Consider the following 22871-nt stretch of genomic DNA (forward strand, 5'->3'; position numbering starts at 1 on the left):
CAGCTGCCAGACTCATAAGGCAACGCTCGGCTTCGGGCGCTTGCCATGCTGGCCGCTCTAAACCGGCGGCAGACAGAAACGCGCCGCCCTCAGGCGGCGACTCCAGATCAACCCATATGGCTGACCACGCTGATCAGCAGCGTCACGGCCAGCCACAGCAAGGCGGAACGCCACACCAAGCCAACCGCGCTTTTCAAGAAGCTGGGATCGGCTTCATCACCCAGGCCCAGTTCCGGCCGGTATTTCACCGAATAGTCCTGGCGCAGCGGGTCCCCCAGCTTGACGCCCAGCGCGCCGGCGGCGGACGCCAGCAGAATGCCGTTGGCGTAGTTGCCCCAGGTCCGCGCCTGAGAACGCCAGCAGTAGATCGCATCCTCGAAATCGCCCATGATCGCGAACGAAACCGCGGTCAGGCGCACCGGAATCCAATCCAGCCAGGCCGCGAAGCGGGCGGCGAACAGGCCGAACGGATCTTCGTCGGCATTCCGGCTGCCCCACTTCTGATTCAGCATAGAACACAAGCGGTACAACAAGGCACCGGACGGTCCCGGCAGCACCACGAACCAGAACATCGTGCCGAACACGTGGCGATAGCTGTCGACTACCCCCTGCTCTATCGCCAGGCGGGAAATCTCCTCCACCGACAACTCAGCGGTCGGCAGTCCGGTCCAACTGGCCAGCGCCACCCGGGCGTCGTATTCCCGCCCTTCGGCCAACGCTTGGGAAATCTCGGAAAAGGCGCTGGAGAAATGGCGAAAGCCCATAGTCAGGTACAACACCAGCACATTGAAGGCCAGTGCCAGAACGGGGCTCATCGCCTTCAGCGAATAGAACAGCAGCAGGCTCAACAGCAGAGCCGGCACGATGGCGGCAAGCCACGCCAGCACGCCATGGCGCTCGGCGCCGGCATTCAGGTTGCGCTCGAGATGATTGGCGTAGCGGGTGAACAGCAGCCACACCCGGTTGCGATTGCCTAGCGGACGCAATTGCTCCAAAGCCAGGGCAAGAATCAGTGAAATCAGGGTCATGGATTCTGGTTAGCGGTTTTCACGGGACCGCTGGGGAAGATACCATAAAGGCAGGGGCGCGCCCACCCGAGATATCGCGGCCGCGCCAGAAACAACAAGGGGCGCCTCTCGCGCCCCGTGCAAATCTTTCCGGCAAAAACGGCTCAGGCGGACCCCAGCAAACGGCGTCCGGTCACCAGTTCCGGCGTCTGGCCGTCTCGGCCATAGCCCAGCGTCGCGGCGGCGGCGCTGCGCAAAACATCCAGCGACCCTTCAACCAGCGCAAGACGCTCGTTGACGAAAACGGCATTCAGCTGATTGATGCTCTGCGCGCGGTTCACCGCGTCCTCCAGCCGGGTCCACTCGACGCACGCTTCAGGCTTGTCCGCCAGCCAGATGTACAGCGTATCCTTGTCCTGCACGCCCAGCGACTCCATCAGCCGCCCTCGCTGCGACGACTGCGCGGCAAGCAGATCGAGCACCTCGCTCTTGCGATCCGCCAACCCTTCCAGCGGCAGGCTCTCGCCCTGGATCAGCAGCGCTTGCTCCTGCTCCAGCAAGTCGACCAGCCGGTCGACGATTTCGGTCTCGTCCCGGCAAAAATTGACGAACTGCTCGACGGCTGACATATCGCTTCTTCCGTTATCCGTCCCGGCCTAGGCCTCAACCATTCAACAACTCGCGGGCAGAGGAAATCAAGCCATCCGCGATCTTGTCTGCATTGATGTTGAAACTGCCGTTGGCGATCGCAGACTTGATCTGATCCACCTTGGCCGCGTCAAACGACGGCTGCTGGGTGCTGGGATCGTTTCCGATGGCGCTCAGCTTGCTAGCCAGCGAATCGATCTTCACGCTGTCGTCGCCAGCGCTCGCGCTGCTGCTGGAACTGGAGGAAGCACGGGGCGACGGCTTGCTCTGGGTGCTGTAAGTGCCCGACAGCTTGCCCGAATTGTCGATCTTCATGGCCTGACCTTCCCGTAGCTAAACTCAACTGATCCTATTATCGACCGAAAAAACAATCTCTTGAACTATTTTCTGCGAGATTCCCCAGTCTAGAAAACCACGGCCACGCTGCCGTCCGCCTGGACCGCGCCCCGAACCACCCGTCCGGTGCTCAGCCGCACGCTGATCTGCTCGCCCTGGGCCGCGTTGGCCAGCGCCGTGCCTTCGGCTTCGGCGCTGAAGCCATCGCCCTGCGCCAGGACCTTCACCCTTTGGTTGCTGCGCACAAGATACGGCGCGCGCACCATGAAGTTGCGCAGCCAGACGCCGGCCGGCGCGCCGGTCCGCAGCACCTGCCCCACCGCCTGGCTGGCGTCGGTCAGCACATTGCTGGCCAAGGCGGGATTGCTGATGTCCACCACCCGCACATCGTCGCCGCCGATGGTCTCGCCAGCCGCCATCGCGCGGTTCAGCACCACGCCCAGCCGCTTTTCATTGATCCTCACCGGAATGCGGAAGGACCAGCCCAGCTCCTGGCAGGACACCGCCACGAAAGTGGATCCGGTGGTCACGCCCGGCGTCGCCCAATCCGCTTTCGGCGCCTTGCAAGCCGGCACCGCCAACCGGCGGTCCAGCTGCCCCAGCGTCCATGTGGCGGCGCGCATTTCCAGCTCGCGCTTCAGAAACAGATTCGCCAGACGCTCCAGCTGCGCCAGATCCTGCGTTCCGCCGCCCCAGGCGAGGCCAGCGGCAAGCAGCCAGCACAGGCCGATGATTAGTCTTCGCATGTCGGCATTTTAACCGATGCTCCCTCCCGGCGCGACGGCGATTGACAAACGGTCGTCATATTCGAATAATCGTTTGATTAGAGCTTAGACTCTTGACACTAAATAACAGCAGACAACACCCCGAACGAAAAGAGGAACATGATGCGCAACCGCTTGACCACACTCGCCCTGGCCACCGCGATGGCTCTGCCCGCAGCCGCCCATGCTTACAGCAATTTCTATTTTTTCGGCGACAGCCTAACTGACACAGGTGCCTTTGGCGGACTAGGGGGCCTGCCCGTAAACGCGCGCTGGACCTTGGGGGTCAACACAGGCACCAACTGGTCTCAAGTTTTTGCAGGTCATTATGGTTTGACGGTCAGCGCCAACAATCCCGCCAATGCTGCTCACACAAGCAGCAGCGGGAACAACTATGCGCAAGGCGGAGCCCAAGCCCAAGCAGCCAGCCCGGCCACCCGCGAACCCAGCGATATCACGGACACCCCAACTGCAGACGCCATCAACGTCGCTGACTTGCAAGGTCAAGTACAAACCTACTTGGCGCAAACTGGCGGCAAAGCCGACCCAAATGCAATCTACTCGGTATGGATTGGCGGAAATGATGTAATCGCCGCAGCGACAAAAGCAGGCTCCGCCTATCAGACTGCTTACATCAACGCCCTGACAGGAGGCGCCAGCCAAACTGCAGCGGCAGCTGCGGGCAATGCCGCTGCGACGACCGCTGGGACAACATATCTCACGACCTCGGCCACCGCTACGATCCAATCAATCGGGGCCTTACGCGTCGCAGGTGCAAACCTAGTTCTGGCCCCCAATTTGCCAGATATCTCCGCTGCGCCGCTGGCAGTTCTCGCTACTCTCCAGGCCGCAGGCCTCAGCGGAAGCAATCTTCAGAATGCTTGGCAATCTGCATGGAGCGTCCTCAGCGCAGGACAAACCACAAACTCCAGCACACTTATTACTCAGGCCTTGAATGCCGCAGCATCCACATTGGGCCAGCCTGCTGGAACCTTTAACCAAACCAACTTGCTGACCCAAAACTTGCTGCAGCAATTGTCGGGTGGTTACAACCAATTGGTAGATAACGGCTTAGTTTCCGCAGGCTTGCAACACAATATCATTCGAGCCGACATCAATACGCTGTTTAAGGAAATCCTGGCCAACCCCCAAGCGTATGGCATTACCAATACATCTGGCTCGGCCTGCCCTCAATCCGCAATTTATTGCTATCAAAATACAAAAACAACACCTGGACTGATCTATCTATTCACCGATGCACTGCATCCGACCCCTACTGCCTATAAAATAGTCGGGGATTACTATTATGGTTTAACTCAGGCCCCCTACTTCGCCGCCGCCATCCCGGAATCGTCGCTGAACAACGCCCGCCAGCTCGGCGGCGCGCTGGACGCCCGCTACCAGGCCATCCGCTCGCAGAAGCGCGCGGTCGGCACGGTCAGCGCCTTCGCGGACGGCGCCTTCAGCGCCGACAAGGCCAGCTACGGCGGCCTGTCGGCCAAGCCCAAAGGCCAGCTGTACACGGTGGGTCTGGACTTCCAGGCGACACCAGCGCTGAGTGTCGGCCTGGCGATGTCACGCCAGCAGGGCAAGACTGATGTCGACAGCGTCGGCACGCCGGGCAGCATCAACGACCGCACCACGCTGATGAGCGGCTTCGCCAGCTACAACCAGGACAAGTTCTGGGTGGACGGCGACCTGCACCTCGGCTCCGGCGATCTCGACACCCACCGCAACGTGACCCTGGGGCCGACAACGGTGGGCATCGACGGCAAGACCCGCGCCACCCAGTTCGGCCTGCGCGCCGCCGGCGGCTATCGGATGCAGTACCGGGGCGTCACCACCGGGCCGGTAGTCGGCCTGGACTACGCCTACGCCAAGGTCGCCGGTTTCGCCGAACAAGGCGGCAACAGCAGCAGCATGAACTTCTCCAGCCAGAACGTCAGCTCGCTGGTGGGCCGCGTCGGCTGGCAGCTGGACGCAGACGTCGGCAGGTTCAGCCCCTACGCCAAGGTCAGCCTCGCCCACGAGTTCAAGCAGGACGACCGCAACGTGACCGCCGGCCTCGCCACCACCGTCGGCGACTGGACCACCAATCTGGGCAAGCCGGACGCCAACTGGGTGGAATGGACCGCCGGCGTCAGCGCCAACTTCAACAAGACCATCACCGCCTTCGGCCAACTGACCGCCACCAGCGGCAAGAACGGCGGCAACCAGACCGGCGGCAACATCGGCGTCGCCATGTCGTTCTGATCGTTTTGCTCAAAACGAAACAGGCTCCCTCGGGAGCCTGTTTTTTTTGCCTGAGCGCCGGGCTTGGATCAGCCCAACGTCTTCTCGATCAGCGCCTTCACCTGGCCGGCGTCCGCCGGCAGCGTCACCACCCGCTGCGGCAGCGATTCCAGCGCCTCGAACCCGGCCGGACGCGGCGGATCGCGGTCCAGCGCCTCGCGTATGGTCTCGGCGAACTTGGCTGGCAGCGCGGTTTCCAGGCACACCACGTTCTCGCCGCCGCGGCGCAGTTCGCGCGCCACCTTGATGCCGTCGGCGGTATGGGTGTCCACCACCACGCCGTCCTCGGCATCCACCTGGCGGATGGTCGCGATGCGGTCGGCGTGCGCGCTCTTGCCGGAGACGAAGCCGAACACGTCGCGCACGCGCCCCATCGCTTCCGCATCCAGCTGAAAGCCGCCGCCGGCGTCCACTTCTACCCACAATTGCTTCACTTTCGCCCCGTCGCGGCCGACCAGATCGAACACGAAGCGCTCGAAGTTGGACGCCTTGGAGATGTCCATCGACGGGCTGGAGGTGACGTAGGTGCGCTCGCTGCCGCGCGGCGCGTAGCGGCCGCTCTTGAAGAATTCGTCCAACACGTCGTTCTCGTTGGTGGCGACGATCAGGCGCTCCACCGGCAGGCCCATGCTGCGCGCCACGTGGCCGGCGCAGACGTTGCCGAAGTTGCCGGACGGCACGCAGAAGCTGACTTTCTCGTCGTTGCCGGCGGTCGCGCGGAAATAGCCGTTGAAGTAATACACCACCTGGGCGACGACCCGGGCCCAGTTGATCGAGTTGACGGTGCCTATCTTATGGCGCGCCTTGAAGGCGTGGTCGTTCTGCACCGCCTTCACGATGTCCTGGCAGTCGTCGAACATGCCCTGGATGGCGATGTTGTGGATGTTCTCATCCTGCAGGCTGTACATCTGCGCGCGCTGGAAGGCGCTCATCTTGCCGTCCGGGCTCAGCATGAACACATTGATGCCGCGCTTGCCGCGCATCGCGTATTCGGCGGCGGAGCCGGTGTCGCCGGAGGTGGCGCCCAGAATGTTCAGCGTCTCGCCGCGCTGGTCCAGCACATACTCGAACAACTGGCCGAGGAACTGCATCGCCATGTCCTTGAACGCCAGCGTCGGGCCATTGGACAGCTCCAGGATCGCCAGGCCGTCATGCAGGCGCTTGATCGGCGTGATGGCCTCGCTGCCGAACGTTTCCGCGCGATAGGCGCGCGAGACGATGCCTTTCAGGTCGTCCGCCGCGATGTCGTCGGCGAACAGGCGGATGATCTCGAACGCCAGCTCGGCGTAGCCCAGGCCGCGCCAGGCGTCCAGCGTGGCGCGGTCGATCCGGGGATAGCGCTCCGGCAGCAGCAGGCCGCCGTCCGGCGCCAGGCCCATCAGCACGGTTTCGCAGAACGGCAGCGGCGCCATGCCGCCGCGGGTACTGATATATCGCATCAACGTTGTTCCAGGTATTGGCCGCAGGCGGCGGAGGCTTCCTTCAGCCTCTGCTTGCCGCGCGGATCGTCCTTTTTGATCTGGCCGGTGACCACCCCCATCACGTCTTCCTCGGAGAAGGTGCCGGCCAGCTTCTCGCTCGCGCACTGGCAGTAGCGCTGCACCTGCTCGTTGCCGGGCTGGCCGACGCCGTCGGACGCCGGCGTGCGCTTCAGGCAGCTTCGCATCAGGAAGCCCTGCAGCAACTGATGCTGGCCGGAACTGAGCGGCGTCGCGGCGGCCATGCCGGAAAGCAGCGCGGCGCACAGGCCGGCTTGCAAGAACTTAGTCATTCAACTCTTCCATTCGCAAACGCACCACTTTGCCGTCGACGCTGTCCAGCGCCTCGATGCCGGCGATGGCGCGGTTGATCGCCTTCTCCAGCACCCGGTGGGTCAGGATCACCACTTCGGCCGTGCCGGCGCTGATCGAGCCCTTCTGGATCAGCGCCTCGATCGAGATGCCGTTCTCCGCCAACAGGCGGGTGATATTGGCCAGCACGCCGGCGCGATCGATCGCCCCGATCCGCAAGTAGTAGGAGCTGGTCACCTCAGCGATCGGCAGGATGGGCAGATCCTGCAACTGGTCCGGCTGGAAGGCCAGATGCGGCACGCGGTGTTCCGGGTCCGAGGTCAACAGGCGGGTGACGTCGACGATGTCGGCCACCACCGCGGACGCGGTCGGCAGCGCGCCGGCGCCGGCGCCGTAGTACAGCGTCGGGCCCACCGCATCGCCCTTGACCAGCACCGCGTTCATCACGCCGTTGACGTTGGCGATCAGCCGGCCTTCCGGGATCAGCGTCGGATGCACGCGCAGCTCCACCCCCTTGTCGGTGCGGCGGGTCAGGCCCAGTAGCTTGACGCGGTAGCCCAGCTCCTCGGCGTAGCGGATGTCGCGGCCGTCCAGCTTGCTGATGCCTTCCAGATAGCACTGGTCGAACTGCATCGGGATGCCGAAGGCCAGCGCCGCCATGATGGTCAGCTTGTGGCCGGCATCGTGGCCTTCGATGTCGAATGTGGGGTCCGCCTCGGCGTAGCCCAGCTTCTGCGCCTCGGCCAGCACGTCGGCGAAGCTCGCGCCTTTGTCGCGCATCTCGGTCAGGATGAAGTTGGAGGTGCCGTTGATGATGCCGGCGATCCATTCGATGCGGTTGGCCGCCAGGCCTTCGCGCAGGGTCTTGATGATGGGGATGCCGCCCGCTACCGCCGCTTCGAACGCCACCATCACGCCTTTTTCCTGCGCGCGGGCGAAGATCTCGGTGCCGTGCAGCGCCAGCAGCTTCTTGTTGGCGGTGACCACATGCTTGCCGTTTGCGATGGCCTTCAGCACCAGTTCCTTGGCGATGGCGTCGCCGCCGATCAGCTCGACCACGATGTCCACTTCGGGGTTGTCGACGACCTGATGCGCGTCGTCCACCACAGACACCTCCGGCCCCAGCGCGGCGCGCGCCTTGGCCGCGTCGCGGCTGGCGGCCACCAACAGGCGGATCTCGCGGCCGGCGCGGCGGCTGATTTCGCCGGCGTTCCGTTTCAGCACGGTGGCGGTGCCGCCGCCTACGGTGCCCACGCCCAGCAGGCCGATATTGATCGGTTTCATGCACATCTCCATTCAGTCCCTGGTTTTATTCCGGCCGAAGGCCGTCTGGACAGGCCGAGCCTGTCCAGACAGTCCTCAGGCGGCGGAGGACTGTCCGCCGCCCTAGGTCAAACGCTTACTCGGCGGCGCCGTGACGCTTGCGGTAGCTTTCCAGGAAGCGCGCGACGCGGCCGATGGCCTCGATCAGATCGTCCGAGTTGGGAAGGAATACCACGCGGAAGTGATCGGGCGCAATCCAGTTGAAGCCGCTGCCCTGCACCAGCAGCACCTTCTCCTGCTGCAGCAGTTCCAGGATGAACTGCTGGTCGTCGGCGATCGGATACACCTTGGGATCGAGCTTGGGGAACAGGTACAGCGCGCCCTGCGGCTTGGTGCAGGACACGCCCGGAATCTCGGTCAGCAACTTGTGCGCCAGATCGCGCTGGCGCGCCAGGCGTCCGCCAGGCGCCACCAGATCGTCTATGCTCTGGTAGCCGCCCAGCGCGGTCTGGATCGCGTGCTGCGACGGCACGTTGGCGCACAGCCGCATCGAGGCCAGCATGTTCAGGCCCTCGATGTAGTCCTTGGCGTGCTTCTTCTCGCCGGACAGGATCATCCAGCCTGCGCGGTAGCCGCAGGCGCGGTAGTTCTTCGACAGGCCGTTGAAGGTCACCACGAACAGATCCGGCGCCAGGGACGCGATCGAGGTGTGCTTGACCTCGTCGTACAGCACCTTGTCGTAGATCTCGTCGGCGTAGATGATCAGCTGATGCTGGCGCGCCACTTCGACGATCTGCTGCAGCAGCTCGGGCGGATACACCGCGCCGGTCGGATTGTTGGGGTTGATGATGACGATGGCGCGGGTGGACGGCGTGATCTTGGCGCGGATGTCGTCGATGCTGGGGAACCAGCCCTGCTCCTCGTCGCAGACATAGTGCACCGCGCGGCCGCCTGCCAGGCTCACCGCGGCGGTCCACAGCGGATAGTCCGGCGCCGGCACCAGCACTTCGTCGCCGTTGTCCAGCAATGCCTGCATCGCCATCACGATCAGCTCGGACACGCCGTTGCCGACGATGATGTCGTCCATCGCCACATTCGGCAGATGCTTCTGCTGCGCGTAGTGCATGATGGCCTTGCGCGCGGCGAACAATCCCTTGGAATCGGAATAGCCGGACGCCGCCGGCAGATTGGCGATCACATCCTCGATCAACTCGTCAGGCGCGAAGAAGCCGAACGGCGCCGGGTTGCCGATGTTCAGCTTGATGATGCGATGGCCCTCGTCCTCCATCTTCTTCGCGTGTTCGAGCACCGGACCGCGGATGTCGTAACAGACGTTGGCGAGTTTCTGCGATTTGTGTACTGGCTGCATGGCGGCGGCGGTTTCCGTTTCGGGCCGCCCGCCGGACGGAACGGTCTTGCGCTGGCGGTGTGGTTGTTTCATGGGATCTCTTGTCATTGTCCGGCCGACTGGAAACCACGCTTCGCGCGTGGTCGCGCCGGCCCCGGGTCTGGGTATAATCCTATCCCAATCTTTGGTGCGCTGCACAGCGCCGCCGCGCGGCCCGCCCGCCGCGCCACCAACACACGCCCATGGAGCCATTCCGATGAAAATGCATCAGTCGCTGGGACAAGGCAAAAACCTGTTCACCGGCTACGGCGAAGGCCACGTGCTGATCAACGCCGAGCGCCGCGACGGCAACCTGATCGTCAGCGCCGACGAGGTGGCGGCCTGGTCCGCGCCGGATTTCGCCAGCCTCGCCGCCGAACACTTCGAGGCACTGCTGGCCTACCGGCCCGAAGTGGTGCTGTTCGGCTCCGGCGCCGCCCAGCGCTTCGTCCATCCCCGGCTGTACGCGGCGTTGACCCAGGCCCGCATCGGCGTGGAATGCATGGACACCCAGGCCGTCTGCCGCACCTTCAACATCCTGCTGGCCGAAGACCGCCGCGTGGTCGCCGCGCTGCTGGCGATTTAAAGCGCCGCGCGCTTTCGCGGCCCGCCGCCGTCCCGGTGGTAGGCCCACACCACCGCGGCCGAAGCCAGCGACACCAGCGCCAGCAAGGCGAACAGCGCCGCCTGGCTCCAGGCCAGGCCGATCAGCACGCCGCCCAGCCACGGCCCCAACACCGAGCCGACGCGGCCGATGCCCAGGCTCCAGCCGACGCCGGTGGCTCTCAGTCCGGTGGGATAGGCGCTGGCCGCCAGCGCGTTGACCGCCGGCTGGCCGCCGATGATGAAGAAGCCGACGCAGAACAACAGCGCATACAGCCACAAGGCCTGCCCCTCCACCTGCCCCAGCAGCCACAGGCCGAGCGCGGCCAACAGAAAGCAAGGCGGCAACGCGCGTTGGAACCCGCCGCGGTCTATCCACCACCCCAACAGCAGCGTGCCGGCCACGCCGCCCAACTGCAGCATGCTGCCGGCCAGCAGCGCGTCGCGCATCTCCAAACCCTGCGCCCGCAGCAGCGACGGCATCCAGTTGGACAGGAAATACAGCACGATCAGGTTGAGGAAACTCAGCAGCCACAGCAGCAGCGTTCGCCGGGCCAAGCCGCCGCCAAACAGCGCGGCCACCGAGTTCCCGGCCAACGGCGTCTCCGCCAGCCACGGCCGGCAATCCGCCGGCAGGCCCGGCTCCATCCGCCGCAGCCAGAACAGGGCCTGGGGCGCGCGGCCGCGCAGCAGCAGAAAGCGCGCCGATTCCGGCAGTCCGCGCAGCATCGGCAGCCACAGCAGCAGCGGCGCGACGCCGCCGAACACGAACACCGCCCGCCAGCCGTGCGCCGGAATCAGCCACGCCGCCAGCAAGCCGCCCAGCAGCGCGCCGGCGGTGAAGCCGCAGGAAATGATCATCATCAGGCTGGCGCGCCGCCGCGCCGGACTATACTCGCCGGCCAGCGCCATCGCGTTGGGCATGATGCCGCCCAAGCCCAGGCCGGTGAGAAAGCGCAGAACGATCAGCTGCGGCAAGGTCTGCGCCGCAGCCGTCGCCAGCATGCCCGAGGCGAACATCAGCGTGCAGGTCAGCAAGACCGGCCGGCGGCCGACCAGATCGGACAAGGCGCCGAACAACAGCGCGCCCAGCAGCAGCCCGAACAGCCCGGCGGCGAACACCGGCCCCAGCGCCGATTTGGCGATGCCCCAATCCTCCAGCAGGGCCGGCGCGACATAACCCATCGCCTGCACGTCGAAGCCGTCCAGAATCATGCAAAGCCCGCCCAAGACCAACAGCCGGTGCTGAAATCCGCCCAACGGCCGCTCATCCAGCCACTTGCCCAACTCCATGCCCACCCCTTCGATATGCGAATGTCAAAACAGCATCGAAGAAAGGCGGCAATGGGTCAAGTTGCGGCGCAGCACACATTCAAGCGGATGCTATTTTTTGCCGGCGCGTGCCGAAGGGGGTATGGTCGCCCATCAGCCATCTACACGAACGCCAAAACCGGCAAACGTCCACTGCTTTGTCGCCAAAGAAAATGCCGCTCGCCAAATAGGCGAACGGCATCGATGCAGACGGGCTCCGCCCCCCCCCCCCAGATCAGCCTCAGTGCAGCTTCAACGCCGGCCGCGCCGCGCGGCGCAGCTTGTCGCCAATGAACAGCAGAATCGCCAGCGCCCAGCCATGCACGGCCGCCTGGTGCATCCGGTACAGCGACGCGTAGATCAGCTTCGCGCCGCGGCCTTCCACGTGGTAGTCGCGCTTCGGGCCCACCACCGCCGCCAGGCTGCCCACCGCGGTGTGCTTGCCCAGCGACACCATCATGCCCTGCGGCTTGAAGGCGAACGGCCGCGCCGGCTTGTCTTCCAGCCTGCGCGCCAGCTCGTCGGCCAGATAGCGCGCCTGCTGGTGAGCCACCTGGGCGGTGGCGGCCAGCATGCGGCCGCTGTCGCCGTCCGGCGCGGCCGCGCAGTCGCCCATCGCGTAGACGCAGTCGCCGCCGGCGCAATGCAGCCGGGTATCCACCACCAGCTGGTTGACGCGGTTGGTTTCCAGTCCGTCCAGGCCGGCCAGCCAGCTCGGCGCCTTGACGCCCGCCGCCCACACCGTGATGTCGGCCTCCACCTTGCGGCCATCGGCCAAGGCGACGCCGTCCGCCTCCACCGCCGCCACCCGGCTGCCGGTCAGCACCTGAATGTGCTTGCCGGCGAGCTGCTCCTCGGCATAGGCCGACAAGGACGGCGGCGCGGCGGCCAGGATGCGGTCCGCGCCTTCGATCACGCTGATTCTCACCCGTTCCGGCTGCAAGCGCGCGCCGTAGTGGTGCAGCTCGCACATGGTGTGGTTGAGCTCCGCCGCCAGCTCCACGCCGGTGGCGCCGCCGCCGACGATGGCGATGGACAGCGCGCGCGCCGGGGCTTCGCCGCTGCTGGCGCGGAAAGCCTGCTCCAGCACGCGGTGGCGCAGCTTCTCGGCGTCGTTTGGGGTATTCAGGAACATCGCGTGCTCGGCAACGCCCGGCGTGCCGAAATCGTTGGCCTCGGCGCCGACGGCGATCACCAGCCAGTCGTAGCCGATCTCACGCTCGGGGCTCAGCAGCTGGCCGTCGCTGCCGGGTATCGCCGACAGGCGGATGGTGCGGCGCTTCTGGTCCAGGCCCTGCATGAAGCCGAACTCGAAATCGTAGCCGTTGCGGTAGCCATGGGCGAAGTAGTTGACCTCGTCCTCGCCGGTGTTAAGCGCGCCGGTAGCCACTTCATGCAGCAACGGTTTCCAGATATGGGTGGGCGAGCCGTCCACCAGCACGACCTGCGCGCGATGGCGCGCGCCCAGCGTGCGTCCCAGCCGGGTGGCCAGCTCCAGCCCCCCGGCTCCGCCCCCGACGATGACGATGCGCGGCACGGCCGCGTTGCGGCTTAACATAAGCAGCTCCTGATGAGTGGTATTTTTTGCCAAGATTACCGCATTTTTCGTCCCGCCAGCGGCGTCCGGAGAAAATTAGCACCATGCCATGGAAACTTCATGCCGATAGCCTGGCCCCGCGGTCATTTGGCGGCGGCCGACGCCAGGCCGACGCCAGAAAATATGTCTTTGGCTCGCATCCGACGACGCTCGCAATACAACAGGCGCGGCGCGAAGGCGCAACACAGGATCAGGGCTTGGGCTCGCGTCTCTTATCCACAGCCACGCGCCGAACCGCCACTTGTCCACAGCCTAAACGCTCCTGGCATGAAAAACGGGCCGCGGCCGATGGCCGTTGCCCGTTTGCGCCGCAATCATCCAGGGAGGCGGCATGCTCCCATCGAAGACGCCTCCCTACCAAAGCATCTTCGCCAGCAGTCCTGCCAACAGGATGGCGATCAGCATCAGCAGGAAATTCTGCCGCTTCTGCTCGCGCATCAGGTGCATATAGCCTTCCACCAAGAGATCAGTCTTGGCCGAGCCCAGGGCCTCGTTCAATTTGCGCGGCAGGGTCGGCAGCGTGGTCGCCCACTGCGGCGCCTCGTTCTTCAGCGTCCGCAGCAGGCCGCGCCAGCCGATCTGCTCGTTCATCCACTTGGTCAGGAACGGCTTGGCGGTGTCCCACAGGTCCAGCTCCGGATCCAGTTGCCGGCCCAGGCCCTCGATATTGAGCAGGGTCTTCTGCAGCAACACCAGCTGCGGCTGGATCTCGACGTTGAAGCGGCGGCTGGTCTCGAACAGGCGCAACAGCACCATGCCGAACGAGATCTGGCTCAACGGCTTCTCGAAGATCGGCTCGCACACGGTGCGCACCGCGGCCTCCAGCTCTTCGGCGCGGGTATCCTTGGGCACCCAGCCGGATTCGATGTGGGCGGTGGCCACGCGGTGGTAGTCGCGGTTGAAGAAGGCCAGGAAGTTGACCGCCAGGTAATGCTTGTCGGAATCGGTCAGGCTGCCGACGATGCCGAAATCCAGCGCGATGTAGCGGCCGTCCGGCGCGACGAAGATATTGCCCGGGTGCATGTCGGCGTGGAAGAAACCGTGGCGGAACACCTGGGTGAAGAAGATCTCCACGCCGAAACGGCTGAGCTTCTTCAGGTCGACCCCGGCCTCGCGCAGCCTGTCGATCTGCCCCACCGGGATGCCGTGCATCCACTCCAGCGTCAGCACCTCGCGGCTAGAGTAGTCGTAGAACACCTCGGGCACGATCAGCATGTCCGAACCCTTGAAGTTGCGCCGCAGCTGCGAGGCGTTGGCCGCCTCGTGCATCATGTCCAGCTCGTCGTGCAGGTATTTGTCGAACTCGGCCACTACCTCGCGCGGCTTCAGCCGCTTGCCGTCGGAGAACAGCCGCTCCACCCAGCCGGCCAGCGTCCGCATCAGGGACAGATCCTGCTCGATCACCGGCAGGATGCCGGGCCGCAGCACCTTGACCGCCACCTCGCGGCCGCGGCGGCCGTCCGGCTGGCGCAGCCAGGCCTTGTGCACCTGGGCGACCGAGGCGCTGGCCACCGGCTTCAGGTCGAAATCGACAAACAGCTCCTCCACCTTGCGGCCCAGGCTGCGCTCCACCACCTGGCGGGCAATTTCGCCGTCGAACGGCGACACCCGGTCCTGCAGCCGCGCCAGCTCGTCGGCGTACTCCGGCGGCAGCAGGTCGCGGCGGGTGGACAGCACCTGGCCGAACTTGACGAAGATCGGCCCCAGGCCTTCCAGCGCCAGCCTCACCCGCTGCGGCAGCGGCGCCGAGGTGTCGCGGCGGACCGGACACAGGCCGAACAGCTTGTGCAGGAAGGCGAGCCTGGAATGCCCCTCGAGGAAATCGTCCAGGCCGTAACGGTACAGGGTGGCAACAATCTTCAGCGAACGCGATATCGACATAAATCCGTCAGGTCTGGGAATTCTGTTTATTGTTGAACGCGGCTTCCAAGAGCTCCAGCCGCTTGCCCAAGCGGCCGGCGTCGTCGCGCAGATGGTCCACTTCGGCGACGAAGCGCTGCACCAGATGGCGGCTGGCCAGCAGCGGCGCTTCCTCGCGCAGATGCTCGATCCAGCCGTCGGCCAGGCGGAAGGCCAATTGGCCCTTGAAGCCGAACAAGCCGCGCGCCAGGTTTTCCATCCGCTGCGCGGCCACGTCGCCGAACACCCGCGACAAGTCCTCGCTGGCGTGCCAGTGCAGCTGGCCGACGATGCGCCCCACCGCAGACGCCAGCTCGGCATCGCCCTCCAGCGCGATGTCCGCCAGTTTCGGCGCCTGGCCGGTCAGATGCGACAGCACCGCGCCGTGACGCAGCTTCAGCCTGGCCTCGGGCTCGCCGTCGCAGGCGGCCAGCCAGCCTTCTTCGGTGATCACGCCGGCCACGTGCAAGGGCGGCAGCGCGATCGCCACCCGGCGGCCGGCATGGGCCGCCAGCTCGGCGCGGCGCGCCGGGTGCTGGTTCAGCAGATGGTTGAAGGCTGCGATGGTCAGGGCCATGTGTCTGCTCCCACTATGCCCGCCAGCGCCAATGCCAGGGCTCGTATAAATAGCCGCTGGCGTTGCCGCGCGGGTAGCTCAGATGAAAACCGAAATCCGCAGCGCGGCGGCTCAGCCAGTCGAAAGCGGCGCTGGTTTCGAACACTTCGTCCAGCGGCGGCGATCCCGGCGCGCCGATATCGACGGCGCAACCGGTATGGTGTTCGCTGAAACCGGGCGCGGCACTGACGCGCAGTATCTCTCCCAGGCCCTGGCCGCGCGCCAGCTTGGCGGCGATGATCTCGTGCTGGCGCTCCACGCTGCGAAAGGCGGACAGCAGGTATATCTCCACGCTATCCTCCACCGCCGCGCTCCGCATCCTCTGCCAGGCCTCTGCCGCGGCGGGCACGAGATAAAACTCGCGCTCTTCCGCGTTGAGTTCCACCAGAGCCAGCTCAGCCGGCTCGGCATGGATTTCCAGCCCCCGGGCCTGCAGGATGGCCAAATCTATGCCCAGCTCAGCCAAACGCGCCGCTAGCTCGGCCTGCATCAGAACTTGACGCCCTTGTGCAGCGCAACGACGCCGCCGGTCAGATTATGGTAGTCCACCTTGCCGAAGCCCGCGTCCAGCATCATCTGCTTCAGCGTTTCCTGGTCCGGGTGCATGCGGATGGATTCGGCCAGGTACTGGTAGCTGTCAGCGTCGCCCGCCACCAGCTTGCCCATCACCGGCAGCGCCTTGAACGAGTAGAAGTCGTAGAACGGCGACAGCGGCTTCCATACCTTGGAGAACTCCAGCACGAACAGCTTGCCGCCCGGCTTCAGCACCCGGCACATCTCCTTCAGCGCCCCGTCCTTGTGCGTCATGTTGCGCAGGCCGAAGGCCACCGACACCGCGTCGAAATAATTGTCCGGAAACGGCAGCTTCTCGGCGTCGGCCAGCGATACCGGCAGGATCACGCCCTCGTCCAGCAGGCGGTCGCGGCCCACGGTCAGCATCGAGCTGTTGATGTCGGTCAGCCACACTTCTCCGGTCTTGCCGACGCGCTTGGCCCAGCCGCGCGACAGGTCGCCGGTGCCGCCGGCGATGTCCAGCACCTTGTCGCCGGCGCGCACGCCGGAGGTGGTCAGCGTGAAGTGCTTCCACACCCGGTGCAGGCCGCCGGACATCAGGTCGTTCATCACGTCGTACTTGCCGGCCACCGAGTGGAAGACTTCGGCCACCTTGCCGGCCTTGTCGCTCTCCGCCACGGTCTTGTAACCGAAATGCGTGGTCTTATCCATGTTCACTCCCTGCTCGCGCCGGCGGCGGCGAGCTTGTCCAGATATTGCTGCCAATACTGGCCGCGCTTGGCGCCCAGCTCGTATAGGTAGGTCCAGCTGTAGAGGCCGCTGTCGTGGCCGTCGTCGAAGGTGATTTTCAGCGCGTAATGGCCGACCGGCTCCAGCGCCGTGATGCCCACATGCATCTTGCCGGTCTGCAGCGTCTCCTGGCCGGCGCCGTGGCCGCGCACTTCCGCCGACGGCGAGTGGACGCGCAGGTATTCGCACGGCAGCTCGAAACGGGCGCCGTCGTCGAAGGCGATCTCCAATATCTTGGACACCTGGTGCAACTGGATTTCCACCGGCTGGGCGGCGTCGGGCGCGAGTCCGGACATGGGCATGATCCCTCTATATCTGATTGGACCGCGGCGGCGCGGTCAGGCCTTCTTTTCCAGCAGCATGGCGTCGCCATAGCTGAAGAAACGGTATTCCTTCTCCACCGCGTGGCGGTAGGCCTGGAAAATCTCGTCATAGCCGGCGAAGGCCGACACCAGCATCAACAGCGTCGATTTCGGCAGATGGAAATTGGTCAGCAGGCGGTCCACCACGCGGAAACGGTATCCTGGCGTGATGAAGATGTCGGTCTCGCCGCGGCCGGCGGTCAACTCGCCGCCGCGGGCGGCCGATTCCAGCGCGCGCACGCTGGTGGTGCCGATGGCCACCACCCGGCCGCCGCGGGCGCGGGCGGCGGCGACGGCGTCCACCGTGGCCTGCGGAATGTCGTAAATCTCGCTGTGCATCTTGTGCTCGGCCACGTTGTCCACCTTCACCGGCTGGAAGGTGCCGGCGCCGACGTGCAGCGTGACGAAGGCGGTTTCCACGCCCTGGGCCTTCAGCCCGGCCAGCATCTCGTCGGTGAAATGCAGGCCGGCGGTCGGCGCCGCCACCGCGCCCTGCTCGCGGGCGTAAACGGTCTGGTAGCGCTCGTCGTCGTCGTGCTCGGCGCTGCGCTCGATATAAGGCGGCAACGGCAGCCTGCCGGACGCCTCCAGGATGTCGTAGACGTTTTCCTCGGCCAGGAAGCGCAGTTTGAACAAGGCGTCGTGGCGCTCCACCATTTCCGCCTCCCAGCGGCCGGCGAAGATCAGCCGGCTGCCCGGCTTCGGCGATTTGGAGGCGCGGACATGGGCCAGCGCGGTGTGGTCGTCCAGCACCCGCTCGATCAAGGCCTCAACCTTGCCGCCGCTGGCTTTTTCGCCGAACAGGCGGGCGCGGATCACGCGAGTGTCGTTGAACACCAGAAGATCGCCGGCTTGCAGCCGGGACGGCAGGTCGGCGAAGCCCAGGTCGGACAGCGTCATGCCGTCCACGTGCAACAGGCGGCTGGCGCCACGCTCGGCCGGCGGGTGCTGCGCGATTAGCGCCTCGGGCAGGTGGTAGTCGAAATCGGAAAGCTGCATTGCGGAAACTATCGTTCTGAATCGGCGAATTATACCCGCGCCCACTCTCCGGGCACAGTGCCGCGCGTCGACAGCCCTTGCCATCTCCGACTTTTCGCCACAGTATTCTCCCGGCATGGCGAAAACGCGCGCGCCCGAAAAAACGCCGAAAAATCTAGGGCCTTCACTCTAAACCGCGCGAAGCGATGCGCGGCGCGGCGCACCAAACAACCGTTTTAAATCCCGCAAACGCTGGACATCTTGCGGCGAATTGCGGCAAACTCGCGGCCAAGATGAAAAACAGGAGCCTGGCCTTGAGCCAATCCATCCTCGTGCTGCACGGCCCCAACCTCAACTTGCTTGGCGTTCGGGAACCACAACACTACGGCCGGGACACCCTTGACGACATCAATCGGCGCCTGACTCAGCAGGCCAAAGCGGCGGGCTTTTCCCTGTCCGCGCTGCAGAGCAACGCCGAGCACATACTGATAGAACGCATACACCAATGCCTGGATGACGGCACCGCCTTCATCCTGATCAATCCGGCGGCGTTCACCCACACCAGCGTCGCGTTGCGCGACGCGCTGGCCTCGGTGAAGGTCCCGTTCATTGAAGTACATCTATCCAACGTCCACGCCCGCGAACCGTTCCGCCAGCATTCGTATTTCTCCGATCTGGCGATCGGCGTGATCTGCGGTCTGGGCGCCCATGGCTACGAACTGGCGCTTGCGCACGCGGTACGACACCTGTCCGCGCAAGCCTGACCATCGTTACAGAACAGAATATCCAAATCGAAGGATCGACAATGGACCTGCGTAAACTGAAAAAACTGATCGACCTGGTCGAAGAGTCCGGCATCGCCGAACTGGAAGTGACCGAAGGCGAGGAAAAAGTCCGCATCACCCGCGTATCCTCGGTCGCTCAACAAGCTTTTGTCCAGCCGATGGCGCAGATGTACGCCGCTCCGGCCGGCACCCCGGCCGCGGCTCCGGCAGCGGCAGCTCCCGCCGCAGCCCCGGCCGCCGACACCCAGAACGCGATGAAGTCGCCGATGGTCGGCACCTTCTACCGCTCGCCGAGCCCGGGCGCCAAGTCCTTCATCGAAGTGGGCCAGAGCGTCAGCGCCGGCGACACGCTGTGCATCATCGAAGCGATGAAGCTGATGAATGAGATCGAAGCCGACCGCTCCGGCGTGATCAAGGCCATCCTGGTGGAAGACGGCCAGCCGGTAGAATACGGCGAACCGCTGTTCGTCATCGAGTAAGCGCTCGGACGACATCGCGAGATTCAGGGCACGGCCAAGGTCTGTGCCCTTGTCGTTTGACGTGACAGCATGGGCCCGGACCGGCCAAGCGCCCGGACCGGATCAGCCCGCGGAGAGATTCCATGTTCGAAAAAATTCTGATCGCCAACCGTGGTGAAATCGCGCTGCGCATCCAGCGCGCCTGCCGTGAAATGGGCATCAAGACCGTGGTCGTGCACTCCGAGGCCGACCGCGAAGCCAAATACGTGAAGCTGGCCGATGAATCGGTCTGCATCGGCCCGGCCCCGTCGGCCAAGAGCTACCTCAACGTGCCCGCGCTGATCGCCGCCGCCGAGGTGACCGACGCCCAGGCCATCCACCCCGGCTACGGCTTCCTGTCGGAAAACGCCGATTTCGCCGAACGCGTCGAACAGTCCGGCTTCGTCTTCATCGGCCCGCGTCCGGACACCATCCGCACGATGGGCGACAAGGTGTCGGCCAAGCACGCGATGATCGCGGCCGGCGTGCCCTGCGTGCCCGGCTCCGACGGCGCGCTGCCGGACGATCCGGTCGAAATCGCCAAGATCGCCAAGAAAATCGGCTACCCGGTCATCATCAAGGCCTCCGGCGGCGGCGGCGGTCGCGGCATGCGCGTGGTCCACTCCGAAGGCGCGCTGATCAGCTCGGTGCAGATGACCCGCACCGAAGCCGGCGCGGCCTTCGGCAATCCGACCGTGTACATGGAAAAATTCCTGGAGCTGCCGCGCCACATCGAGATCCAGGTGCTGGCCGACGAATACGGCAACGCCATCTATCTGGGCGAGCGCGATTGCTCGATGCAGCGCCGCCATCAGAAGATCATCGAGGAAGCGCCGGCCCCGGGCATCACCGACAAGCAACGGCAGAAGATCGGCGAAGCCTGCGCCGAAGCCTGCCGCCGCATCGGCTACCGCGGCGCCGGCACCTTCGAGTTCCTGTACGAGAACGGCGAGTTCTACTTCATCGAAATGAACACCCGCGTGCAGGTGGAGCATCCGGTGACGGAAATGATCACCGGCGTGGACATCGTGCAGGAACAGATCCGCATCGCCGCCGGCGAGAAACTGCGCTATAAGCAAAAAGACATCGTGTTCGCCGGCCACGCGATGGAATGCCGGATCAATGCCGAGGACCCGTTCACCTTCGTGCCGTCCCCGGGCAAGATCGAGAGCTACCACCCGGCCGGCGGCCCCGGCATCCGCATCGACTCGCACATCTACCAGGGCTACACCGTGCCCTCGCACTACGACTCGATGGTGGGCAAGCTGATCGCTTACGGCGACACCCGCGACCAGGCGATGGCGCGGATGCGCGTGGCGCTGTCGGAGATGGCGATCTCCGGCATCAAGACCAATATTCCGCTGCACCAGGAGCTGTTCCTGGATGCGGCCTTCCAGCGCGGCGGCACCAGCATCCATTATCTGGAGCACCGCCTGCAGCAGAAAAAAGGGGAAGCCTGATGGCATGGTTGCAAGCCACCATTGATTCCGATTCCGCCGTCGCCGAACGGCTGGCCGACGCGCTGATGGATGCCGGCGCGCTGTCCACCGCCATCGAAGACGCCTGGGCCGGCACCGACCGCGAGCAGCCGATCTTCGGCGAACCGGGCGAGCCGGTGGACCAGTTGTGGAGCCAGAGCCGCATCATCACCCTGTTCGACGAGAACGCCGAAGTGGCGCTGCTGATCGCCGCCGCCGCCAATGCCTGCCAGCTGGCCATGCCGGCCTACAGCGTCGAGCGCGTGGAGGAGCAGGACTGGGTGCGGCTGACGCAGTCGCAGTTCGAGCCGATCCGCATCTCCGACCGGCTGTGGATCACCCCGACCTGGCACGAGGCCCCGTCCCCCAATGCGGTGAACCTGCAGCTGGACCCGGGCTTGGCCTTCGGCACCGGCAGCCACCCCACCACCCGGCTGTGCCTGCAATGGCTGGACAAGCAGCTGCAGGGCAACGAAAGCGTGCTCGACTACGGCTGCGGCTCCGGCATCCTGGCCATCGCCGCGCTGAAGCTGGGCGCGGCCTCGGCCGTCGGCATCGACATCGACCAGCAGGCGGTTCGCGCCAGCAAGGACAATGCCGAGCAGAACGGCGTGGCGGCCGATTTCTTCCTGCCGGACGCCAATCCGCAAACCCAGTACGACGTGGTGCTGGCCAATATTCTGGCCAATCCGCTGCGCATGCTGGGCGACCTGCTGGCAAGCCATGTGAAAACCGGTGGTAGAATCGTGCTTTCCGGCATCCTCGCCGAACAAGCCGAAGAACTGTCCGCCATCTACAGCCAATGGTTCGAGATGGACCCGCCGGTGTTCGACGAAGGATGGACTAGACTGACAGGAACCCGACGCGCCGCCGTATGACATACACGACACAGTGCCCCAACTGCCAGACCCGCTTCAAGGTCAATGACAGCCAGTTAGCAGCCGCCAATGGACTGGTGCGCTGCGGGCGCTGTTCCCATGTATTCAAGGCCCCGGACCATTTCGTCATCACCCGCCTCGAGCCGTCGCCGGCTCTGGCGGCGCCCCCGGCTCGCGATCCGATGGACGACTTCGAGCTGGAAGTGCCGGACTTCGATCCTCAGGCCCAGCAAGGCGATGTCCAGATCCTGCCGGACCCGGTCGCCGCTCAGCAACCGCGCGCGGCGGCCGCTCCCGTTCAGGCCGAAGCGCCGCCCCCAAGGCAGGAAGACGTGGAAGCCTTCCAGCGCGCGCTGTCCGAGGCGATGCAGAACCGCCATGTCTCCACGCCGATCGGCAATCCCTTCGACGATCCCGAACCGCCGCCCGCCCCGGCCCGGCCCGAGGTGTTCGGCAGCCGCCGGCGCGCCGAGGCTGCGCATGCCGAGGAAGCGCCGCCGGCGCATGTCGAATTCGATGAGCCGCTGTTCACCGACGCCGACGCGGTGGAGGAGGAAGCGGCCCGCACCCACAAGCCGGCCGGCCCCTGGCTGAATGGCCTGCTGGCCGCGCTGGCGGTGATCGGCGCGCTGTTCCTCGCCGCGCAGCTGGTCTACATCAATCGCACCCGCATCGCGGCGGAAGTGCCGGAATCCCGGCCGACGCTGGAACATCTATGCCGCGCGCTGGATTGCGAAGTGCCATGGCCGACCGACATCGCGCTGATCCGCACCGAATGGTCGGAGCTGGCCTTCGTCCCCGACTACCCCAACCTGATCCAGCTGTCGGCGACGCTGAAGAACCATGCGCAGTATCCGCAGGCGTATCCGATGCTGGAAGTGACGCTGAAGGACAGCGACGACCAGGTGCTGATCCGCAAGGTTTTCGCGCCCAAGGAATACCTGAAGCCGGACGACCTGAAGCTGAACCGCTTCAACGCCAACAGCGAGGTCAAGGTCACCATGCGGCTGGATGCCGGCAAGGTGCATGCGATGGGTTACAGCCTGTACTGGTTCTACCCCTGAGAACGGACGGCGCT

General features: G+C 65.1%; 23 protein-coding genes. 7 read left to right on the forward strand and 16 right to left on the reverse strand.

The window, feature by feature from the left end; genetic code table 11:
- Window positions 1–107 precede the first annotated feature (107 nt).
- The 4 genes from VL52_RS01480 to flgA form a co-directional block, all read right to left on the reverse strand.
- Window positions 108–1028, reverse strand: coding sequence for a CobD/CbiB family protein (locus tag VL52_RS01480; RefSeq protein WP_046155403.1), 921 nt, complete (start codon window positions 1026–1028; stop codon window positions 108–110).
- Window positions 1029–1171: 143 nt separating this feature from the next.
- Complete coding sequence (locus tag VL52_RS01485) at window positions 1172–1636, reverse strand: flagella synthesis protein FlgN (protein ID WP_046155404.1); 465 nt, start codon at window positions 1634–1636, stop codon at window positions 1172–1174.
- 34 nt (window positions 1637–1670) lie between these two features.
- A complete protein-coding gene (flgM, locus tag VL52_RS01490; RefSeq protein WP_021475492.1) occupies window positions 1671–1970 on the reverse strand; it encodes a flagellar biosynthesis anti-sigma factor FlgM in 300 nt (99 codons plus the stop codon).
- 89 nt (window positions 1971–2059) lie between these two features.
- Window positions 2060–2737 (reverse strand): flagellar basal body P-ring formation chaperone FlgA, encoded by a 678-nt coding sequence (flgA, locus tag VL52_RS01495; RefSeq protein WP_046155405.1) that lies wholly within the window; start codon window positions 2735–2737, stop codon window positions 2060–2062.
- A gap of 180 nt (window positions 2738–2917) precedes the next feature.
- On the opposite strand from flgA, the gene VL52_RS25620 reads away from it, so the two are divergent.
- Complete coding sequence (locus VL52_RS25620) at window positions 2918–5008, forward strand: autotransporter outer membrane beta-barrel domain-containing protein (RefSeq protein WP_326980813.1); 2091 nt, start codon at window positions 2918–2920, stop codon at window positions 5006–5008.
- 68 nt (window positions 5009–5076) lie between these two features.
- Here the strand turns inward: VL52_RS25620 and thrC are convergent, their stop codons facing one another.
- The 4 genes from thrC to VL52_RS01520 all read right to left on the reverse strand — a co-directional run bounded on the left by thrC (window position 5077) and on the right by VL52_RS01520 (window position 9469).
- The gene (thrC, locus tag VL52_RS01505; protein ID WP_046155407.1) at window positions 5077–6486 is read right to left on the reverse strand and encodes a threonine synthase; all 1410 of its coding nucleotides are present in this window, start codon (window positions 6484–6486) and stop codon (window positions 5077–5079) included.
- Window positions 6486–6818: a hypothetical protein gene (locus VL52_RS01510; protein WP_046155408.1), complete on the reverse strand. Its 333-nt coding sequence runs from the start codon at window positions 6816–6818 to the stop codon at window positions 6486–6488. The genes thrC and VL52_RS01510 overlap by 1 nt, the downstream gene beginning before the upstream one ends.
- Window positions 6811–8121: a homoserine dehydrogenase gene (locus VL52_RS01515; RefSeq protein ID WP_046155409.1), complete on the reverse strand. Its 1311-nt coding sequence runs from the start codon at window positions 8119–8121 to the stop codon at window positions 6811–6813. Before VL52_RS01515 ends, VL52_RS01510 begins: the two co-directional genes overlap by 8 nt.
- A 115-nt stretch (window positions 8122–8236) precedes the next feature.
- A complete protein-coding gene (locus VL52_RS01520; RefSeq protein WP_046155468.1) occupies window positions 8237–9469 on the reverse strand; it encodes a pyridoxal phosphate-dependent aminotransferase in 1233 nt (410 codons plus the stop codon).
- A 235-nt stretch (window positions 9470–9704) separates the two neighbouring features.
- Between VL52_RS01520 and VL52_RS01525 the strand changes: the two genes are divergently transcribed.
- Window positions 9705–10073, forward strand: a complete 369-nt coding sequence (locus VL52_RS01525) for an Mth938-like domain-containing protein (RefSeq protein WP_046155410.1) — start codon at window positions 9705–9707, stop codon at window positions 10071–10073.
- Here VL52_RS01525 and VL52_RS01530 read toward each other — a convergent pair.
- The 8 genes from VL52_RS01530 to queA form a co-directional block, all read right to left on the reverse strand.
- A complete protein-coding gene (locus tag VL52_RS01530; protein ID WP_046155411.1) occupies window positions 10070–11383 on the reverse strand; it encodes an MFS transporter in 1314 nt (437 codons plus the stop codon). The genes VL52_RS01525 and VL52_RS01530 overlap by 4 nt on opposite strands.
- A 259-nt stretch (window positions 11384–11642) precedes the next feature.
- Entirely contained in the window at window positions 11643–12959 is a 1317-nt protein-coding gene (locus VL52_RS01535) for an NAD(P)/FAD-dependent oxidoreductase (protein WP_046155412.1), read from the reverse strand.
- 393 nt (window positions 12960–13352) lie between these two features.
- Window positions 13353–14879 (reverse strand): ubiquinone biosynthesis regulatory protein kinase UbiB, encoded by a 1527-nt coding sequence (gene ubiB, locus VL52_RS01540; protein WP_046155413.1) that lies wholly within the window; start codon window positions 14877–14879, stop codon window positions 13353–13355.
- A 7-nt stretch (window positions 14880–14886) separates the two neighbouring features.
- Window positions 14887–15474, reverse strand: a complete 588-nt coding sequence (locus tag VL52_RS01545; protein WP_046155414.1) for a ubiquinone biosynthesis accessory factor UbiJ — start codon at window positions 15472–15474, stop codon at window positions 14887–14889.
- A gap of 13 nt (window positions 15475–15487) precedes the next feature.
- Window positions 15488–16003, reverse strand: coding sequence for a M15 family metallopeptidase (locus VL52_RS01550; protein ID WP_046155415.1), 516 nt, complete (start codon window positions 16001–16003; stop codon window positions 15488–15490).
- Window positions 16003–16737 carry a bifunctional demethylmenaquinone methyltransferase/2-methoxy-6-polyprenyl-1,4-benzoquinol methylase UbiE gene (gene ubiE, locus VL52_RS01555; RefSeq protein ID WP_021475505.1) on the reverse strand — a complete coding sequence of 245 codons (735 nt, stop codon included), beginning with the start codon at window positions 16735–16737 and terminating at the stop codon, window positions 16003–16005. Before ubiE ends, VL52_RS01550 begins: the two co-directional genes overlap by 1 nt.
- Window positions 16738–16739: 2 nt before the next feature.
- Window positions 16740–17111, reverse strand: a complete 372-nt coding sequence (locus VL52_RS01560) for a gamma-butyrobetaine hydroxylase family protein (protein ID WP_046155416.1) — start codon at window positions 17109–17111, stop codon at window positions 16740–16742.
- A gap of 42 nt (window positions 17112–17153) precedes the next feature.
- A complete protein-coding gene (queA, locus tag VL52_RS01565; RefSeq protein WP_046155417.1) occupies window positions 17154–18176 on the reverse strand; it encodes a tRNA preQ1(34) S-adenosylmethionine ribosyltransferase-isomerase QueA in 1023 nt (340 codons plus the stop codon).
- Window positions 18177–18448: 272 nt separating this feature from the next.
- On the opposite strand from queA, the gene aroQ reads away from it, so the two are divergent.
- The 5 genes from aroQ to VL52_RS01590 all read left to right on the forward strand — a co-directional run bounded on the left by aroQ (window position 18449) and on the right by VL52_RS01590 (window position 22857).
- On the forward strand, window positions 18449–18919 hold the full coding sequence (aroQ, locus tag VL52_RS01570) for a type II 3-dehydroquinate dehydratase (RefSeq protein WP_186009440.1): 471 nt from the start codon (window positions 18449–18451) through the stop codon (window positions 18917–18919).
- Between the two features lie 41 nt (window positions 18920–18960).
- On the forward strand, window positions 18961–19419 hold the full coding sequence (accB, locus tag VL52_RS01575) for an acetyl-CoA carboxylase biotin carboxyl carrier protein (RefSeq protein WP_021475510.1): 459 nt from the start codon (window positions 18961–18963) through the stop codon (window positions 19417–19419).
- Between the two features lie 122 nt (window positions 19420–19541).
- Window positions 19542–20897, forward strand: coding sequence for an acetyl-CoA carboxylase biotin carboxylase subunit (gene accC / locus VL52_RS01580; RefSeq protein ID WP_021475511.1), 1356 nt, complete (start codon window positions 19542–19544; stop codon window positions 20895–20897).
- A complete protein-coding gene (prmA, locus tag VL52_RS01585; RefSeq protein WP_046155418.1) occupies window positions 20897–21793 on the forward strand; it encodes a 50S ribosomal protein L11 methyltransferase in 897 nt (298 codons plus the stop codon). The genes accC and prmA overlap by 1 nt, the downstream gene beginning before the upstream one ends.
- Complete coding sequence (locus tag VL52_RS01590) at window positions 21790–22857, forward strand: DUF3426 domain-containing protein (protein WP_046155419.1); 1068 nt, start codon at window positions 21790–21792, stop codon at window positions 22855–22857. The genes prmA and VL52_RS01590 overlap by 4 nt, the downstream gene beginning before the upstream one ends.
- Window positions 22858–22871: the final 14 nt, after the last annotated feature.

It is taken from the genome of Chromobacterium vaccinii (assembly GCF_000971335.1).
Classification (GTDB): Bacteria; Pseudomonadota; Gammaproteobacteria; order Burkholderiales; family Chromobacteriaceae; genus Chromobacterium; species Chromobacterium vaccinii.

Coding starts and splice junctions, on each gene's coding strand:
- VL52_RS01590 (WP_046155419.1), top strand. CDS start 21,790: ATGACATACACGACACAGTGCCCCAACTGCCAGACCCGCTTCAAGGTC.
- VL52_RS01560 (WP_046155416.1), bottom strand. CDS start 17,111: ATGTCCGGACTCGCGCCCGACGCCGCCCAGCCGGTGGAAATCCAGTTG.
- accC (WP_021475511.1), top strand. CDS start 19,542: ATGTTCGAAAAAATTCTGATCGCCAACCGTGGTGAAATCGCGCTGCGC.
- VL52_RS01535 (WP_046155412.1), bottom strand. CDS start 12,959: ATGTTAAGCCGCAACGCGGCCGTGCCGCGCATCGTCATCGTCGGGGGC.
- prmA (WP_046155418.1), top strand. CDS start 20,897: ATGGCATGGTTGCAAGCCACCATTGATTCCGATTCCGCCGTCGCCGAA.
- ubiE (WP_021475505.1), bottom strand. CDS start 16,737: ATGGATAAGACCACGCATTTCGGTTACAAGACCGTGGCGGAGAGCGAC.
- VL52_RS01530 (WP_046155411.1), bottom strand. CDS start 11,383: ATGGAGTTGGGCAAGTGGCTGGATGAGCGGCCGTTGGGCGGATTTCAG.
- VL52_RS01510 (WP_046155408.1), bottom strand. CDS start 6,818: ATGACTAAGTTCTTGCAAGCCGGCCTGTGCGCCGCGCTGCTTTCCGGC.
- VL52_RS01485 (WP_046155404.1), bottom strand. CDS start 1,636: ATGTCAGCCGTCGAGCAGTTCGTCAATTTTTGCCGGGACGAGACCGAA.
- thrC (WP_046155407.1), bottom strand. CDS start 6,486: ATGCGATATATCAGTACCCGCGGCGGCATGGCGCCGCTGCCGTTCTGC.
- VL52_RS25620 (WP_326980813.1), top strand. CDS start 2,918: ATGGCTCTGCCCGCAGCCGCCCATGCTTACAGCAATTTCTATTTTTTC.
- flgA (WP_046155405.1), bottom strand. CDS start 2,737: ATGCGAAGACTAATCATCGGCCTGTGCTGGCTGCTTGCCGCTGGCCTC.
- VL52_RS01520 (WP_046155468.1), bottom strand. CDS start 9,469: ATGCAGCCAGTACACAAATCGCAGAAACTCGCCAACGTCTGTTACGAC.
- VL52_RS01515 (WP_046155409.1), bottom strand. CDS start 8,121: ATGAAACCGATCAATATCGGCCTGCTGGGCGTGGGCACCGTAGGCGGC.
- VL52_RS01545 (WP_046155414.1), bottom strand. CDS start 15,474: ATGGCCCTGACCATCGCAGCCTTCAACCATCTGCTGAACCAGCACCCG.
- queA (WP_046155417.1), bottom strand. CDS start 18,176: ATGCAGCTTTCCGATTTCGACTACCACCTGCCCGAGGCGCTAATCGCG.
- aroQ (WP_186009440.1), top strand. CDS start 18,449: ATGAAAAACAGGAGCCTGGCCTTGAGCCAATCCATCCTCGTGCTGCAC.
- ubiB (WP_046155413.1), bottom strand. CDS start 14,879: ATGTCGATATCGCGTTCGCTGAAGATTGTTGCCACCCTGTACCGTTAC.
- VL52_RS01550 (WP_046155415.1), bottom strand. CDS start 16,003: ATGCAGGCCGAGCTAGCGGCGCGTTTGGCTGAGCTGGGCATAGATTTG.
- VL52_RS01480 (WP_046155403.1), bottom strand. CDS start 1,028: ATGACCCTGATTTCACTGATTCTTGCCCTGGCTTTGGAGCAATTGCGT.
- accB (WP_021475510.1), top strand. CDS start 18,961: ATGGACCTGCGTAAACTGAAAAAACTGATCGACCTGGTCGAAGAGTCC.
- flgM (WP_021475492.1), bottom strand. CDS start 1,970: ATGAAGATCGACAATTCGGGCAAGCTGTCGGGCACTTACAGCACCCAG.
- VL52_RS01525 (WP_046155410.1), top strand. CDS start 9,705: ATGAAAATGCATCAGTCGCTGGGACAAGGCAAAAACCTGTTCACCGGC.